Origin of the sequence: Burkholderia sp. KCJ3K979, from assembly GCF_016759955.1 — a bacterium.
Lineage (GTDB): Bacteria > Pseudomonadota > Gammaproteobacteria > Burkholderiales > Burkholderiaceae > Burkholderia > Burkholderia orbicola.
Genome location: NZ_JACFYV010000178.1, coordinates 1 through 14,455 on the forward strand (window position 1 = coordinate 1; position 14,455 = coordinate 14,455).

Here is a 14,455-nt window from a genome sequence, read left to right on the forward strand (position 1 = left end):
AGGTTTGCCCGGCGCGGCTCCCATCATGGGGCTGGATCACTCCATCCACGACCCCGGATAGATTCGAGCAAGTCCACTTTAGGTCAACACTGCCTCGCTTGCAAAAATCGGGCTGACCATAGATTTTGTTGGCTGGCGGCCGCCGATGACCGGTGCGGTCAACGCGGCTTCGCGCCGTGCCGTGCCGCCATCCGCGCGAGCGCGGCCTGCAGCGGCGACGGCTCGAGGTGGTCGGCGAGGTCGCGCAGCGCGGCGGCGCCGGCCGAGGTCATCCGCGCCTGCTTCACGTGCGGCGGGTCCGGCGCGTCCTTCGGCCGCACGCGCACGCGCAGCGTCGTCACGGGCCAGCCGCGTTTCTGGAGGTCGCCGAGCAGCCGCACCTCCACCTGCCGCAGCCGCGCGGCCAGCGCATTGTGCGCGGCAAAGAGGGTCAGGGTGCCGTCCTTGATGAAGCCCGGCTCGACGTGATTCGCCAGATAGTCGGGCAGGCATGCGCCCAGGTCGCGCTGCAGCGACGCGATCTGCTCGACACCCGCGCGCAGCGCCGCGAAAGCGTCGGTACGGCCGAGCACTTCGGACACGGGTTGCGGGCGATAGGCGGCGAGCGGGCCGAAACGCTTGGAAAATCGGTTCATCGAGGCTTTCTTCGAGCGCGCACGCGCGCGGACGGTGCAGCCGATTGTACCCGCGCCCGCCTGTGCACGGGCGGCTTTCGGCTCCGCCCGCCCGGCCGCGGCGCGCGATGCCCGTCCGGCCGGGACGCAGGCGCACGCGTCCCCGCGTGCTAAAATTCGACGTTTGAGTCCACTAATTCGCTAAGCCGCCGAGGCTCGGGCGCCGGGGCGCGCAACACGCGCCGGGCGCCGGTGCTGCGACGCAGGATCCGATCCGATGACAACCGGTTTTCTCCAGAAAATTTTTGGCAGCCGCAACCAGCGGCTCGTCAAGCAATACCAAAAGACCGTCGCGACGATCAATGCGCTCGAAACGCAGATCGAGAAGCTGACGGACGACCAGTTGCGCGGCAAGACGGACGAATTCCGCCAGCGGGTCGCGGCCGGCGAGTCGCTCGACAAGCTGCTGCCCGAGGCCTTCGCGGTCTGTCGCGAAGCGAGCCGTCGCGTGCTGAAGATGCGGCACTTCGACGTGCAGATGATCGGCGGCATGGTGCTCCACTACGGCAAGATCGCGGAAATGCGCACCGGCGAAGGCAAGACGCTCGTCGCGACGCTGCCCGTGTACCTGAATGCGCTGGCCGGCCGCGGCGTGCACGTCGTGACCGTCAACGATTACCTCGCGCAGCGCGACGCCGAATGGATGGCGCGCCTCTACAACTTCCTCGGTCTGTCGGTCGGCATCAACCTGTCCGGCATGGAGCACGACCAGAAGCAGCAGGCCTACGCGGCGGACATCACGTACGGCACGAACAACGAATTCGGCTTCGACTACCTGCGCGACAACATGGTCTACGAGACCGACGCGCGCGTGCAGCGGGCCCTGAACTTCGCGGTCGTCGACGAAGTGGACTCGATCCTGATCGACGAAGCGCGTACGCCGCTGATCATTTCGGGCCAGGCCGAGGATCACACCGAGCTGTACGTGCGGATGAACGCACTGCCGCCGCTGCTCGAGCGCCAGATCGGCGAGGAGAAGGCCGACGGCACGGGCGTCGAGAAGCCCGGCGACTACACGCTCGACGAGAAGGCGCGCCAGGTGTTCCTGACGGAATCGGGCCACGAGAAGGCCGAGCGTCTGCTCGCCGAATGGGGCCTGATCGGCGAGGGCGAAAGCCTGTACGCGCCGCAGAACATCACGCTGATGCACCACGTGTACGCGGCGCTGCGCGCCCACACGCTGTTCCACAAGGATCAGCACTACGTCGTGCAGAACGGCGAAGTGGTCATCGTCGACGAATTCACGGGCCGCCTGATGGCCGGCCGCCGCTGGTCGGACGGCCTGCACCAGGCGGTCGAGGCGAAGGAGCACGTGAAGATCCAGAGCGAGAACCAGACGCTCGCGTCGATCACGTTCCAGAACTACTTCCGGATGTACGCGAAGCTGGCTGGCATGACCGGTACCGCGGACACCGAAGCGTACGAATTCAACGAGATCTACGGTCTCGAGACGGTCGTGATCCCGACCAACCGCCCGCCGAAGCGGATCGACAAGCAGGACCAGATCTACAAGACGGCCAAGGAGCGCTACGACGCGGTGATCCGCGACATCCGCGACTGCTACGAGCGTGGCCAGCCGGTGCTGGTCGGCACGACGTCGATCGAGAACTCCGAACTGCTGTCGCACCTGCTGAAGCAGGCCGGGCTGCCGCACGAAGTGCTGAACGCGAAGCAGCACGAGCGTGAAGCGGCGATCGTCGCGGAAGCCGGCCGTCCGAAGCGCATCACGATCGCGACCAACATGGCCGGCCGCGGTACCGACATCGTGCTCGGCGGCAACGCGGAGAAGCAGGCGGCGTTCATCGAGGCCGACGATGCGATCCCGGCCGACGAAAAGGCGCGCCGCATCCAGAAATTGCACGACGAGTGGGAAACGCTGCACGAGGAAGTGAAAGCCGCGGGCGGTCTGCACATCATCGGCACCGAGCGCCACGAATCGCGACGGATCGACAACCAGCTGCGCGGCCGTGCGGGCCGCCAGGGCGATCCGGGCTCGTCGCGCTTCTACCTGTCGCTCGACGACCCGCTGCTGCGCATCTTTGCGGGCGACCGCGTGCGCTCGATCATGGATCGCCTGAAGATGCCGGAAGGCGAGGCGATCGAGGCGGGCATCGTCACGCGGTCGATCGAATCGGCGCAGCGCAAGGTCGAGGCGCGCAACTTCGACATCCGCAAGCAGCTGCTCGAATACGACGACGTGTCGAACGACCAGCGCAAGGTGATCTACCAGCAGCGCAACGAGCTGCTGGAAGCGCACGACATCACCGAGACGATCACCGCGATGCGTCACGGCGTGATCACCGAAGTCGTCCGCCAGTTCGTGCCGGAAGGCAGCATCGAAGAGCAGTGGGACGTGCCCGAGCTCGAGGAAGCGCTGCGCAACGACTGGCAGCTCGATCTCGCGATCCAGGAAATGGTGAACGAGTCGTCGTCGATCACCGCCGAGGAGATCCTCGACGCCGTGATGACGGCCGCCGACGAGCAGTACGAGGCGAAGGTCGCGATGGTCGGCCGCGAATCGTTCAGCGCATTCGAGCGCTCGGTGATGCTGCAGACGGTCGACCGCCTGTGGCGCGAGCACCTCGCAGCGCTCGACCACCTGCGCCAGGGCATCCACCTGCGCGGCTATGCGCAGAAGAACCCGAAGCAGGAGTACAAGCGCGAGGCGTTCGAGCTGTTCGCCGCGATGCTCGACGCGATCAAGCAGGAAGTCACGCGCATCGTGATGAACGTGCAGATCCAGTCGCCGGAGCAGCTGGAAGAGGCGGCCGAGCAGATCGAGGAGCGCGGCGGTCATCTCGAGAACGTCGAATACCAGCACGCCGACTACGCGGAGGCCGGTGCACCGGTGGCGAACGTCACGGCAGCCGCGGCGGCCACGGCGACGGCCGACATGGTCGGCAGCGCGATGACGCACAGCGGCCCCGGCGGCGAAATGCCGAAGGTCGGCCGCAACGACCCGTGTCCGTGCGGCAGCGGCAAGAAGTACAAGCAATGTCACGGGAAGCTGTCATGATCGGCGGCGGCGCGCGTCACGCGTGCCGCGTCGTTCGCAGCTTCGAGTCAGTGATGTGAGTTGTGGCGGCCCGCGCGTGCGGCCGCCGGTTCTTCCAATCGATGCCGGCGCGTGCCGGCATTTTCCATCCGGCAGGTGTGCCCCATGGCTGTCAATTTTCCGTCGATCGATCCCGCCCAACTGCATCCCGTCGCCGGCGTCACGCTCGGCTGGGCGGAAGCGAACATCCGCAAGCCGAATCGCAAGGACGTGCTGGTCATCTCCGTCGACGAAGGCGCGACGGTCGCGGGCGTGTTCACCGAAAACCGTTTCTGCGCAGCGCCGGTCACCGTCTGCCGCGAGCACCTGGCGAAGGTGCGCGCGGGCGGCGCGGGCATCCGCGCGCTGGTCGTGAATACGGGCAATGCGAACGCGGGCACCGGCGAGCCGGGCCTCGTGAACGCCCGTGAAACGTGTACGGAACTCGCGCGTCTCGCGGGCATCGAGCCGGCGCAGGTGCTGCCGTTCTCGACCGGCGTGATTCTCGAGCCGCTGCCGATCGATCGTCTGAAGGCCGGCTTGCCGGCTGCGCTCGCGAACCGCAACGCCGCGAACTGGTTCGACGCCGCGCAGGCGATCATGACGACCGACACGCTGCCGAAGGCGACGTCGCGCCAGGTGACGATCGACGGCCACACGGTCACGCTGACGGGCATCAGCAAGGGCGCGGGCATGATCAAGCCGAACATGGCGACGATGCTCGGCTTTCTCGCGTTCGATGCGAACGTCGCGCAGCCGGTGCTCGACACGCTCGTGAAGGAAGTCGCCGATCGCTCGTTCAACTGCATCACGATCGACGGCGACACGTCGACGAACGACTCGTTCATCCTGATCGCATCGGGCAAGAGCACGCTGCCGGCGATCACGTCGACCGATTCGCCGGCCTATGCAGCGCTGCGCGACGCGGTGACGGAAGTCGCGCAGGTGCTGTCGCAACTGATCGTGCGCGACGGCGAAGGCGCGACGAAATTCATGACGGTGCAGGTCGAAGGCGGCAAGAGCGTCGCCGAATGCCGCCAGATCGCGTACGCGATCGGCCATTCGCCGCTCGTAAAGACGGCCTTCTACGCATCCGACCCCAACCTGGGCCGGATTCTCGCGGCGATCGGCTATGCGGGCGTCGCGGATCTCGACGTCGGCAAGATCGACCTCTATCTGGACGACGTGCTCGTCGCGAAGGCGGGCGGCCGCAACCCGGCCTACCAGGAAGAGGACGGCCAGCGCGTGATGAAGCAGAGCGAGATCACGATCCGCGTGCTGCTCGGCCGTGGCGACGCGCAGGCCACCGTCTGGACGTGCGACCTGTCGCACGATTACGTGAGCATCAACGCGGATTACCGCTCCTGATCGGGAGCGCTCGAACGACATGGACAAGCTTGAACAGTTTCTGACGCGCGCGGAAGCGCTGCTCGGCCGTCTCGAAGGGATGCTGCCGCCCGCACCGGCGGCCATCGACTGGAACGCGGCGCACGCGTTCCGCTGGCGCAAGCGCCAGGGGCGCGGTTACCTGCAGCCGGTACCGGCCGTGTCGTCGATCACGCTCGGCGACTTGCACAACATCGACCGCCAGAAAGCGCTGATTGATCAGAACACGCGGCAGTTCGTACAGCGCAAGCCGGCCAACAACGTGCTGCTGACCGGCGCACGCGGTACCGGCAAGTCGTCGCTGATCAAGGCGTGCCTGAATGCGTACGCGAACGACGGGCTGCGCCTGATCGAAGTCGACAAGGACGACCTGCACGATCTCGGCGACATCGTCGACCTGATCTCGCAGCGTCCGGAGCGGTTCATCGTGTTTTGCGACGACCTGTCGTTCGAGGACGGCGAATCGGGCTACAAGGCGCTGAAGGTCGCGCTCGACGGGTCGATCGCCGCGCAGTCGGACAACGTGCTGATCTACGCGACGTCGAACCGCCGCCATCTGCTGCCCGAGTACATGAGCGACAACGAGTCGTACAAGCATCTGCCGGACGGCGAGATTCACCCTGGCGAAGTCGTCGAGGAGAAGATCTCGCTGTCGGAGCGCTTCGGCCTGTGGGTCAGCTTCTATCCGTTCAAGCAGGACGACTACCTCGACATCGTCGCGCACTGGCTGCGTCACTTCGGCTGCCCGGATACGGAGATCGAGACGGCACGCGGCGACGCGCTCGTATGGGCGCTCGAGCGTGGTTCGCGCTCGGGCCGCGTCGCGTGGCAGTTCGCGCGTGACTGGTCGGGTCGCAAGGAGCAGGCATGAGCGCGGATCTGGCACAGGGCGCCGTGCGGGCGCCGGACGGCCGCAAGGTGACGGAAGTCGCGGTCGGCGTGATGGTGCAGCCGGACGGGCGCTATCTGCTCGCACAACGCCTGCAGGGCAAGCCGTACGAAGGTTACTGGGAGTTTCCGGGCGGCAAGCTGGAGGCCGGCGAAAGCGTCGAGGACGCGCTGGCGCGCGAGCTGCACGAGGAACTCGGCATCGAAGTCACGGCCAGCCACCGATGGCACACGCTCGAGCACGATTATCCGCACGCGTACGTGCGGCTCTATTTCTGCAAGGTGACGGGCTGGACGGGCGAGCCGCACAGCAAGGAAGGGCAGGCGTTCGTATGGCAGCAACTGCCGGTCGAGGTCGCGCCGCTGTTGCCGGCGGCGCTGCCGGTGCTCGAACTGCTCGAGAAGGAAGCGGCGTCGCAATGACGCTGTGGCGGCCCGCCTGAAACGCGGGCCATATCAGTGGGCGGCGGCACCGCGCGCCGCTCAGCTGTCGCGGCGGTTGTCCGTGCCGTCCTCTTCCGACGACGGACCCTCGTCGGAGGCGCCGCCGATCCGATACTTTTCCGCGGCCCATGCGCCAAGGTCGAACTGCTTGCAGCGGGCCGAGCAGAAGGGACGGAACTTGTTTTCAGGCGTCCAGCGCACTTCTGCGCCGCACGACGGACATTTCACAACGGTAGTCATACGAAAGCGTTGAACCGGCACGCGGCCGTTACAGATTACACAGGGTCAGATGGAACGGCACGTCGATGTCCACCGCACGCGGCCGCACGTCGCCGTCCTGCATGGTGAACCGTACCCATAGCATGTATTTGTTGGCGCTCGCCTCGGGAATCACGCGCAACTCCGGCGGCACCCGCACCTGCATCAACTGATAGCTGCGCCCGGACAGCATCTGCTGGTAGCTGCCCTGCATCGCCATGACCTTCGACGCCTGACCCGATTCGCGCGCGAGCCGCAGTACGATCGCCGCGGCGTCGCGCAACGGCAGCATCGGCAGGATCCACTTCGCGATGTCCTGGCGACGCTGCTCGGCGGGCCATTGCTGCCACGCATAGTATGACGGCAGGTCGAACTTGCACGTGCCGCCCGGAATCACCGCGCGGCTGCGGATGCTGGCGAGCCACTCGTTGTCGACGAGATGCTGGCCGGTCTTGCCCTGCATCTGCGCGAGATTCGCGAGCGTCTGCTCGATTTCGCCGAGCACGGCCTCGAGCGCATTCTGCTCGATGCCCGGATTGCCGCGAAAGGGGGCGAGCGTCTGGCGTTGACGTTCGAGCTCCTTCATCAGATCCGATTTCAGGTCCGCGCGGCCCGTTACCTCGGCGATCTCGAACAGCGTCGTCAGCGCGACGTGGTGCTCACGCGGGTCCTCCTGAGCCAAAAAGAACGCGAAGCGCTCGAACAGATCTTCGAGACGCAACAGCGTGCGAATTCGCTCGTTGAACGGATACTCGTAAAGAATCAAGCGCGCTCGCCTCTTGGGTAGGGATTGAAACAATGAAGGACATTCTAATGCCCCCTCTCTACCCTAGCAACGCGCCAATTTCGTACACCATCACGATTGCGTGCGAGGCTCAGTGCGCGGCGGCCGCGAATCCGACATAGCGTTGGTGCAGTGCATCGACCTGGGCGGTGAGCGCGTCGGGCGTGACCGCGTCGTTGACGATCACATCGTCGGCCGCCGCGAGGCGCGCTTCGCGCGTCGCCTGGCGCGCGATGATCGCTTCGACCTGTTCGCGCGTGAAACCGTTGCGTCGCATCACGCGCGCGATCTGCGTTTCGACCGGGCAGTCGACGACGAGCACACGATTGCTGCGCGCCTTCCAGGTGCCCGACTCGACGAGCAACGGCACGACGAACATCACGTACGGGCCCCGTGCTTCGCGCGCCTCGCGATCGGTCTCCGCGCGGATCAGCGGATGCGTGATCGCTTCGAGGCGCCGGCGCGCGTCGTCGTCGCTGAAGATCAGCGTGCGCATCTTCGCGCGATCGAGCGAGCCGTCGGCGGCCACAAAGCCCTGACCGAAGGCCTGCTCGATCGCCGGCATCGCGAGGCCGCCCGGCGCGGTGATGCGGTGGGCAATCAGGTCGGTATCGACGAGCGATGCGCCACGGGCGCCGAACAGGTCGGCAACGGTCGTCTTGCCGCTGCCGATGCCGCCCGTGAGTCCTACTGAAAACATGTCAGCCTCCGAGCGCCGCATAGAAAGGGGTGCCGAAAAACAGCGTGGCGACGCCGCCGGCCGCGAGGAACGGGCCGAATGGGATCGGCTCCTCGAAGCGCATGCGGCCGCGCCAGGTCGCGACGAGCCCGACGACCGCGCCGGTCACCGCCGCGAACAGCACGACTTGCGGCAGTGCGGCCCAGCCCATCCATGCGCCGAGCGCGGCAAGCAGCTTCAGGTCGCCGAAACCGATGCCCTCGATGCCGCGCAGCCATTTGAACAGCCAGTAGATCGACCACAGGAACAGGTAGCCGGCCATCGCGCCGATCACGGCCGAGCGCAGCGACGTGAAAGTGCCGCCGAGGTTCAGCACGAGCCCGGCCCACAGCAATGGCAGCGTCATCGAGTCGGGCAGGTAGCCGGTCCGGATATCGATTGCGCTCATCGCGAGCAGCGCCGCGCACAGCGCGAACGCGGCGAACGCGGCGACGGTCGGGCCGAACGCCGCGAGCGAGCCGGCCGCGAGCAGTGCGCACGCGAGTTCGACGAGCGGATAGCGGATACCGATTGGGTGGCCGCAGCGCCGGCAGCGTCCGCGCAGCATCAGGTAGCTAAGGAGCGGAACGTTTTCCCAGGCGCGCAACACGTGGCCGCAGTGCGGGCAGGCGCTGCGCGGGCGCCACAGATCGTAGCGTGGCGGATAACCGTCGTTGGGCGGGGCGCCCGCGGCGCCGGTCGCTTCGGCGATCTCGGCCTGCCACGCGCGCTGCATCATCACGGGCAACCGGTGCACGACCACATTCAGGAAACTGCCGATGCAAAGGCCGATGACGACCGCTAACGCATACTGCAGCGCGGGCGGCAGCATCGCCAGCGCGAGCAGCGTGCTCTCGGGCGAATCGGATACGGCGGACAGGGGCGCTGGCGTCATGAGGCTCGAGGTTGGACTAAAAGGCGACAGAATCGGTTGCGATGCTACACCACGTTGCCGAGCTGAAGGATCGGCAGGTACATCGCGATCACGAGGCCGCCGACGAGTGCGCCCAGGACGATCACGATCAACGGTTCACCCAGCGCCGCGAGCGTATCGAGACGCGCGTCGAGCTGGCGTTCGCACAATGCGGCGATGTCGGCGAGCATCGTGTCGAGCGCACCGGTTTCCTCGGCGACGGCAATTGGTTGCACGACGTCGTCCGGAAAGCAGCCAGCCGAATGCATCGCATCGGCCAGACGCACGCCGCGCAGCACGCGTGCGGCGATGTGCGCGGTGGCGTGCGCGAACACCGGATGGCCGGCGGTGCGCTCGAGCGTGGCGAACGCATCGGCGAGCGGCACGCCGGCGCCGAGCAGGGTCGCCAGCGACCGGCACCAGCGTGCGGCCGCGAACCGTGCCAGCGCGCTGCCCGCGAACGGCGCGCGCAGCAGGCGCCGTGCGAGCGCATGGCGTAGCGCGGCCGAGCGCTGAAGCGCGTGCTGTGCGGCGAGCCCCGTGGCGGCCGCACCGGCCAGGAGTACGCCGCCCCATGCCGACAGCGCGGAGGACAGCGCGAGCAGTGCGCGGGTCGGCGCGGGCAGGGCGGCGCCGAAGCCGTCGAAGATCTGCCGGAAGGTCGGCACGACCCACACCATCAATGCTGCGGAGATCGCAAGTGCGAACAGGATGACGGCGGCCGGATACGCGAGCGCGGCACGCAGCTTGCGCCATTGCGCATCGGCGCGCTCGCGGTGTTCCGCAATCCGCGTCAGCACGATGCCGAGCGAACCGGACGCCTCGCCGACCTCGATCAACTGGCGATACAGCGTGCCGAATTGCGATGGATAGCGTGCGAGCGCATCGGCGAAGCGCTGGCCGCCGACGATCTCGCGGGCGAGCCCTGCGGCGATGCGGGGCACGCCGTCGCGTGTGCGGGTGCGCGCGAGCATTTCGAGCGACGGCGCGAGCGGCAGGCCGGCCTGCAGCAGGCTCGCGAGCTGGCGCGTGAAGCGTGTGATGTCACGCGCGGCCGCCGCAGGCGGACGGGCCGGCCCACGAAGGTCGAGCGACAGTACCGCGATGCCGTCGCGCGCGAGCGTGGCGCGTGCGGCCGTGGCGTCGAAGGCGATGACGGTCCCGCGGCGGGGCGAACCGTCGCGATGGCGGCCGCGCCATGCAAAGCGGGTTTCGCGCGGTGGCGTGCGCATGCTCACACCGCGGGGGTGGCGGCGACGGCTTCCGCGATGCTCGTCGTGCCGTCCAGGACGCGCGCGAATGCCGCGTTGCGCAGGGTGCGCACGCCCTCGGCCGCCACGCATTGCGCGAGCTCGCCCACACTCGCACGCGCGACGATGCGCTCGGCCAGCCCGGGTGATACCGGCATCGTCTGATGCAGGCCGATGCGGCCGCGATAGCCGATGCCGTGACAGGCGGAACAGCCGCGCGCGACGAACGGCCGCCATCCGGCTGCCAGCGCCGCCGGGTCGCAGCCGGCTTCCCGCAGTACGTGCGCCGATGCGTCCGAATGCACGCGGCACGCGACGCACAGGCGCCGGACGAGACGCTGCGCGGTGACGAGGTGCAGTGCGGCCGCGAGGTTGTATGGCGCGACGCCGATGTCGAGCAGCCGCGCGACGGCGGCCGGCGCGTCGTTCGTGTGCAGCGTCGACAGCACGAGATGGCCCGTCTGCGCGGCCTTGATCGCGACATCGGCCGTCTCCGCATCGCGAATCTCGCCGACCATGATGACGTCCGGGTCCTGCCGCAACAGCGCGCGCAGCGCCGTCGCGAACGTGAGCCCCGCCTTGTCGGCGACTCCCACCTGGTTGATCCCGTCGAGCTGGATTTCGGCGGGATCTTCCACCGTGCAGACGTTGTGCGCGTCGCGATCGAGCATCTGCAGCGCGCAGTAGAGCGACAGCGTCTTGCCGCTGCCGGTCGGGCCCGTGACGAGCACGAGGCCATGCGGCGCGCGGATCGCGGCCTCCATCGCGGCGGCCTGCCGCGCGTCGAAGCCGAGGTTGGCAAGCGTGAGATCGGGCGGCAGCGTTTCGAGCCGCCGCAGCACGAGCTTTTCGCCGAACAGCGTGGGCAGCGAACTGACGCGGTAGTCGCCGCGCGTGCCGCCGTCGATCGCGATGCGCAGCCGGCCGTCCTGCGGAAGCCGCCGCTCGGCGATGTCCATGCGCGAGAGCACCTTGATCCGCGTGACGAGCGCATCGCGCAGGTGCAGCGGTGGGCGCGCATGTTCATGCAGCACGCCGTCGATGCGCAGACGGATGCGCCAGCCGGCCTCGAATGGCTCGACGTGGATGTCCGACGCGTCGCGCACACGCGCCGCGTGTAGCGTATCCGTCAGCAGGCGTACGGCGGGGGCATCGTCGAGCTGCGCCGCATCGAGTGCATGGGGCGCGGCCGCTGGCGCGTCGGAATGCGCGGGCGGCGACTGCATGTGCAGCGGCGCCCCGGGGGAAGGGAAATGCATGTGAGCCGGCACGCGGGCCGCCTGTTGACCGTGATGCGCAGATGATCGCGCGTCGCGGGCGGCGCTGGCAGTCGGCCGTTCGGTTAGCGCGTGGCGGTACGTGCGGTACGCGTGCCGCGCGGCTTGAAGAGCTTGACGGTGCGTACTGCCTGATCGTCGCTGCGCATCACCTCGAGCATCACGTCGCCGATTTTCAGGCACACGTCGTCTTCCGGAATTTCCTCGAGGATCTCGAGCACCAGTCCGTTCAGCGTCTTCGGCCCGTCGGTCGGCAGTTTCAGGTGCAGCCAGCGGTTCAGTTCGCGCAGCGGCATGCTGGCCGAGACGATGCATTCGCCGTTCTCGTCCCAGCCGCCCGCGCGTTCGCTGCGCGGCATCGACGTCGTGAATTCGCCGATCAGCTCCTCGATGATGTCTTCGGGCGTGACGAGCCCTTCGAGTTCGCCGTACTCGTTGACGACGAGCGCGGTGCGCTGCCGCGTTTCCTGGAAGAACTGGAGCTGCTGGACCACCGGCGTGCCGGACGGCACGTAGTACGGTTCGGCGAGCAGCGCGCGCAGCGTCTCGCGGTCGAAATCCTGGTTGTGCAGCCCGGTGAGCGTCTTGCGCACGTGCAGCACGCCGAGCACCTTGTCGATGTCGCCTTCGTAGACGACCAGGCGGTTGTGGTAGCAGGTTTCGAGCTGATGCAGGATGTCGTCGAGCGGCGCGTAGAAGTTGAGCGACTCGATCTGGCGGCGCGGCACCATCACGTCGTCGACCGTGATGTTCTCGAGGTCGAACAGGTTGAGCAGGATGCTGCGGTGCTTGGTCGGCATGAAACTGCTCGATTCGAGCACGATGGCCCGCAGCTCGTCGGCCGACATCCGCTGGTCGCGGCCCTTCTTCGTGTTGATGCGCAGCACCCACAGCACGCCGTTCGCGAGCGCATTGACGAACCAGACGACCGGCTTGAACACGCGCATCAGCGGGGCGATCACGAGGCTCGCCGGCAGCGCGATGCGTTCGGGGAACGTCGCGCCGACGATCTTCGGCGCGATTTCCGCGAACACGATGATCAGGAACGCGACGACGCCGGTCGCGATCGACAGCGCGAGGTTGTTGCGGCCGAACGTATGGAGCGCGAGCGACGTCGTGAGGACCGGGATGATCGTGTTGAACAGGTTGTTGCCGATCAGGATCACGCTGAGCAGCAAGTCAGTGCGCGTGAGCAGCCCCTGCGTGGTTTTCGCGCCGAGTGCGCCCTGGCCGGCGAGATGCTTCAACCGATGGCGATTGAGCGCCATCATCGCGGTCTCGGAAATGGAAAAGAAGCTGGAACAGAGGAGAAGCAGGAAGACGGCGCCGATTTGCGCCCATAAGGGAATTTGGTCCACGCGTTGGAAAGGGCAGTGAAGGACAGGGATGGGGGAAATATAGCAGAGGCCGGCGACCGCGATGTGTCGCGCACGATACAAGGGGTTCGCGGCGGCCGGACGAAAAAAAACCGTGCACACGGTGCACGGTTTTTTTAAATCTGGTCGGGGTGAGAGGATTCGAACCTCCGGCCTCTACGTCCCGAACGTAGCGCTCTACCAGGCTAAGCTACACCCCGATTTTTGCTCTTCGGACTTCGCCGTCTTCGTGAAGATTTCTGCGTCGTCTCAAGCAAGAACGTAACTATAACGATGTTTTTTCTAAAAGGGAATACTTTGACGAAGAAAATTTTCGAGACAGAGCATCGCTTCCCGTTCGCGGCGTGTTCATGACTGCCGCGACGTCGAGTACGAGCACAACCCGAGCAGGCTTTCCTTGTAGATCGAATCGGGGAACGCGGCAATCGCTGCTGCCGCCGCCTGCGCTTCCTGACGTGCGCATTCGAGCGTGTGATCGAGCGCGCCCGAGCGCGTGATCGCTTCGAAAATCGTGTCGAAGCGATCGGTGCCGCCCTGTTCGATCGCCTCGCGTGCGAGTGCCGACTGTTCGGGCGTGCCGCGTTCGATCAGATAGATGAGCGGCAGTGTCGGCTTGCCTTCGCGCAGGTCGTCGCCGGCATTCTTGCCCATCGCCTCGGCGGTGCCGGCATAGTCGAGCCAGTCGTCCATGATCTGGAATGCGGTGCCGATCCGGCGGCCGTATTCGGCGGCGGCGGCCTCGGTCGGCGCATCGGCGCCCGCGAGCACCGCGCCCAGGCGCGCCGACGCCTCGAACAGCTTCGCCGTCTTGTAGCGGATCACCTGCATGTAGCGCGTTTCGTCGACGTCCGCGTCGTGCATGTTGAGGAGCTGCAGCACCTCGCCTTCGGAAATGATCGTCGTCGCTTCGGACAGGATCTCCATCACGCGCATCTTGCCGACGCCGACCATCATCTCGAACGAGCGCGAGTAGAGGTAATCGCCTACCAGCACGCTCGCCGCGTTGCCGAACAGCGCATTGGCGGTCTGGCGGCCGCGGCGCAGTTCGGATTCGTCGACGACGTCGTCATGCAGCAGCGTGGCCGTGTGGATGAACTCGACGACGGCGGCCAGCACGTGCCGCTGGTGCGACGTTTCGCCGAGCGCGCCGGCGACGAGCAGCAGCAACGCCGGACGCAGCCGCTTGCCGCCCGCGCCGATGATGTACTCGGCGATCTGGTTGATCAGCAGCACGTCGGACGCGAGGCTTTGCCGGATAACGCGATTCACCTGCTCCATGTCGCTGGTGATCGGGGCGAGCAGGTGGGCGGCGCTGAGGGTGGGGGAGGCGGTGGACGACGACATGATGATGGAATTGGGTGATGCGGCGGATTATAAGTCGAATCCGCGATATGCCGGTCTGTCAGACGTGCCGGCGGCGCGATTTTGGCCGTCCGGCAGAGGCCCGCGCGCA

13 protein-coding genes and 1 tRNA gene are annotated in these 14,455 nt (G+C 66.9%); 4 read left to right on the forward strand and 10 right to left on the reverse strand.

Features of this window, described 5'->3' with window-relative positions:
• Positions 1-158: 158 nt before the first annotated feature.
• On the reverse strand, positions 159-635 hold the full coding sequence (locus H3O04_RS27285) for a DUF721 domain-containing protein (RefSeq protein WP_023477232.1): 477 nt from the start codon (positions 633-635) through the stop codon (positions 159-161).
• A gap of 256 nt (positions 636-891) precedes the next feature.
• Between H3O04_RS27285 and secA the strand changes: the two genes are divergently transcribed.
• From secA to H3O04_RS27305, 4 genes are all read left to right on the forward strand, one after another.
• Complete coding sequence (secA, locus tag H3O04_RS27290) at positions 892-3,690, forward strand: preprotein translocase subunit SecA (RefSeq protein WP_023477233.1); 2,799 nt, start codon at positions 892-894, stop codon at positions 3,688-3,690.
• A gap of 144 nt (positions 3,691-3,834) precedes the next feature.
• Entirely contained in the window at positions 3,835-5,076 is a 1,242-nt protein-coding gene (argJ, locus tag H3O04_RS27295; RefSeq protein WP_023477235.1) for a bifunctional glutamate N-acetyltransferase/amino-acid acetyltransferase ArgJ, read from the forward strand.
• A gap of 19 nt (positions 5,077-5,095) precedes the next feature.
• A complete protein-coding gene (locus H3O04_RS27300; RefSeq protein WP_012327857.1) occupies positions 5,096-5,965 on the forward strand; it encodes an ATP-binding protein in 870 nt (289 codons plus the stop codon).
• On the forward strand, positions 5,962-6,405 hold the full coding sequence (locus H3O04_RS27305; protein ID WP_006487137.1) for an NUDIX domain-containing protein: 444 nt from the start codon (positions 5,962-5,964) through the stop codon (positions 6,403-6,405). Before H3O04_RS27300 ends, H3O04_RS27305 begins: the two co-directional genes overlap by 4 nt.
• A gap of 60 nt (positions 6,406-6,465) precedes the next feature.
• Here H3O04_RS27305 and H3O04_RS27310 read toward each other — a convergent pair whose 3' ends face one another.
• The 9 genes from H3O04_RS27310 to H3O04_RS27350 form a co-directional block, all read right to left on the reverse strand.
• Positions 6,466-6,666, reverse strand: a complete 201-nt coding sequence (locus H3O04_RS27310) for a DNA gyrase inhibitor YacG (RefSeq protein WP_202588859.1) — start codon at positions 6,664-6,666, stop codon at positions 6,466-6,468.
• 28 nt (positions 6,667-6,694) lie between these two features.
• The gene (gene zapD / locus H3O04_RS27315; RefSeq protein WP_012327858.1) at positions 6,695-7,450 is read right to left on the reverse strand and encodes a cell division protein ZapD; all 756 of its coding nucleotides are present in this window, start codon (positions 7,448-7,450) and stop codon (positions 6,695-6,697) included.
• Between the two features lie 109 nt (positions 7,451-7,559).
• Positions 7,560-8,168, reverse strand: a complete 609-nt coding sequence (gene coaE, locus H3O04_RS27320) for a dephospho-CoA kinase (RefSeq protein ID WP_124591746.1) — start codon at positions 8,166-8,168, stop codon at positions 7,560-7,562.
• 1 nt (position 8,169) lies between these two features.
• Positions 8,170-9,081 (reverse strand): prepilin peptidase, encoded by a 912-nt coding sequence (locus tag H3O04_RS27325; RefSeq protein ID WP_006477004.1) that lies wholly within the window; start codon positions 9,079-9,081, stop codon positions 8,170-8,172.
• A 44-nt stretch (positions 9,082-9,125) separates the two neighbouring features.
• Entirely contained in the window at positions 9,126-10,331 is a 1,206-nt protein-coding gene (locus H3O04_RS27330) for a type II secretion system F family protein (RefSeq protein WP_105798456.1), read from the reverse strand.
• A gap of 2 nt (positions 10,332-10,333) precedes the next feature.
• The gene (locus H3O04_RS27335; RefSeq protein ID WP_124591745.1) at positions 10,334-11,608 is read right to left on the reverse strand and encodes a GspE/PulE family protein; all 1,275 of its coding nucleotides are present in this window, start codon (positions 11,606-11,608) and stop codon (positions 10,334-10,336) included.
• An 83-nt stretch (positions 11,609-11,691) separates the two neighbouring features.
• Positions 11,692-12,984, reverse strand: coding sequence for an HlyC/CorC family transporter (locus tag H3O04_RS27340; protein ID WP_077179094.1), 1,293 nt, complete (start codon positions 12,982-12,984; stop codon positions 11,692-11,694).
• 141 nt (positions 12,985-13,125) lie between these two features.
• Positions 13,126-13,202 (reverse strand) — tRNA-Pro (locus tag H3O04_RS27345).
• 148 nt (positions 13,203-13,350) lie between these two features.
• Positions 13,351-14,346, reverse strand: coding sequence for a polyprenyl synthetase family protein (locus tag H3O04_RS27350; RefSeq protein ID WP_011544516.1), 996 nt, complete (start codon positions 14,344-14,346; stop codon positions 13,351-13,353).
• Positions 14,347-14,455: the final 109 nt, after the last annotated feature.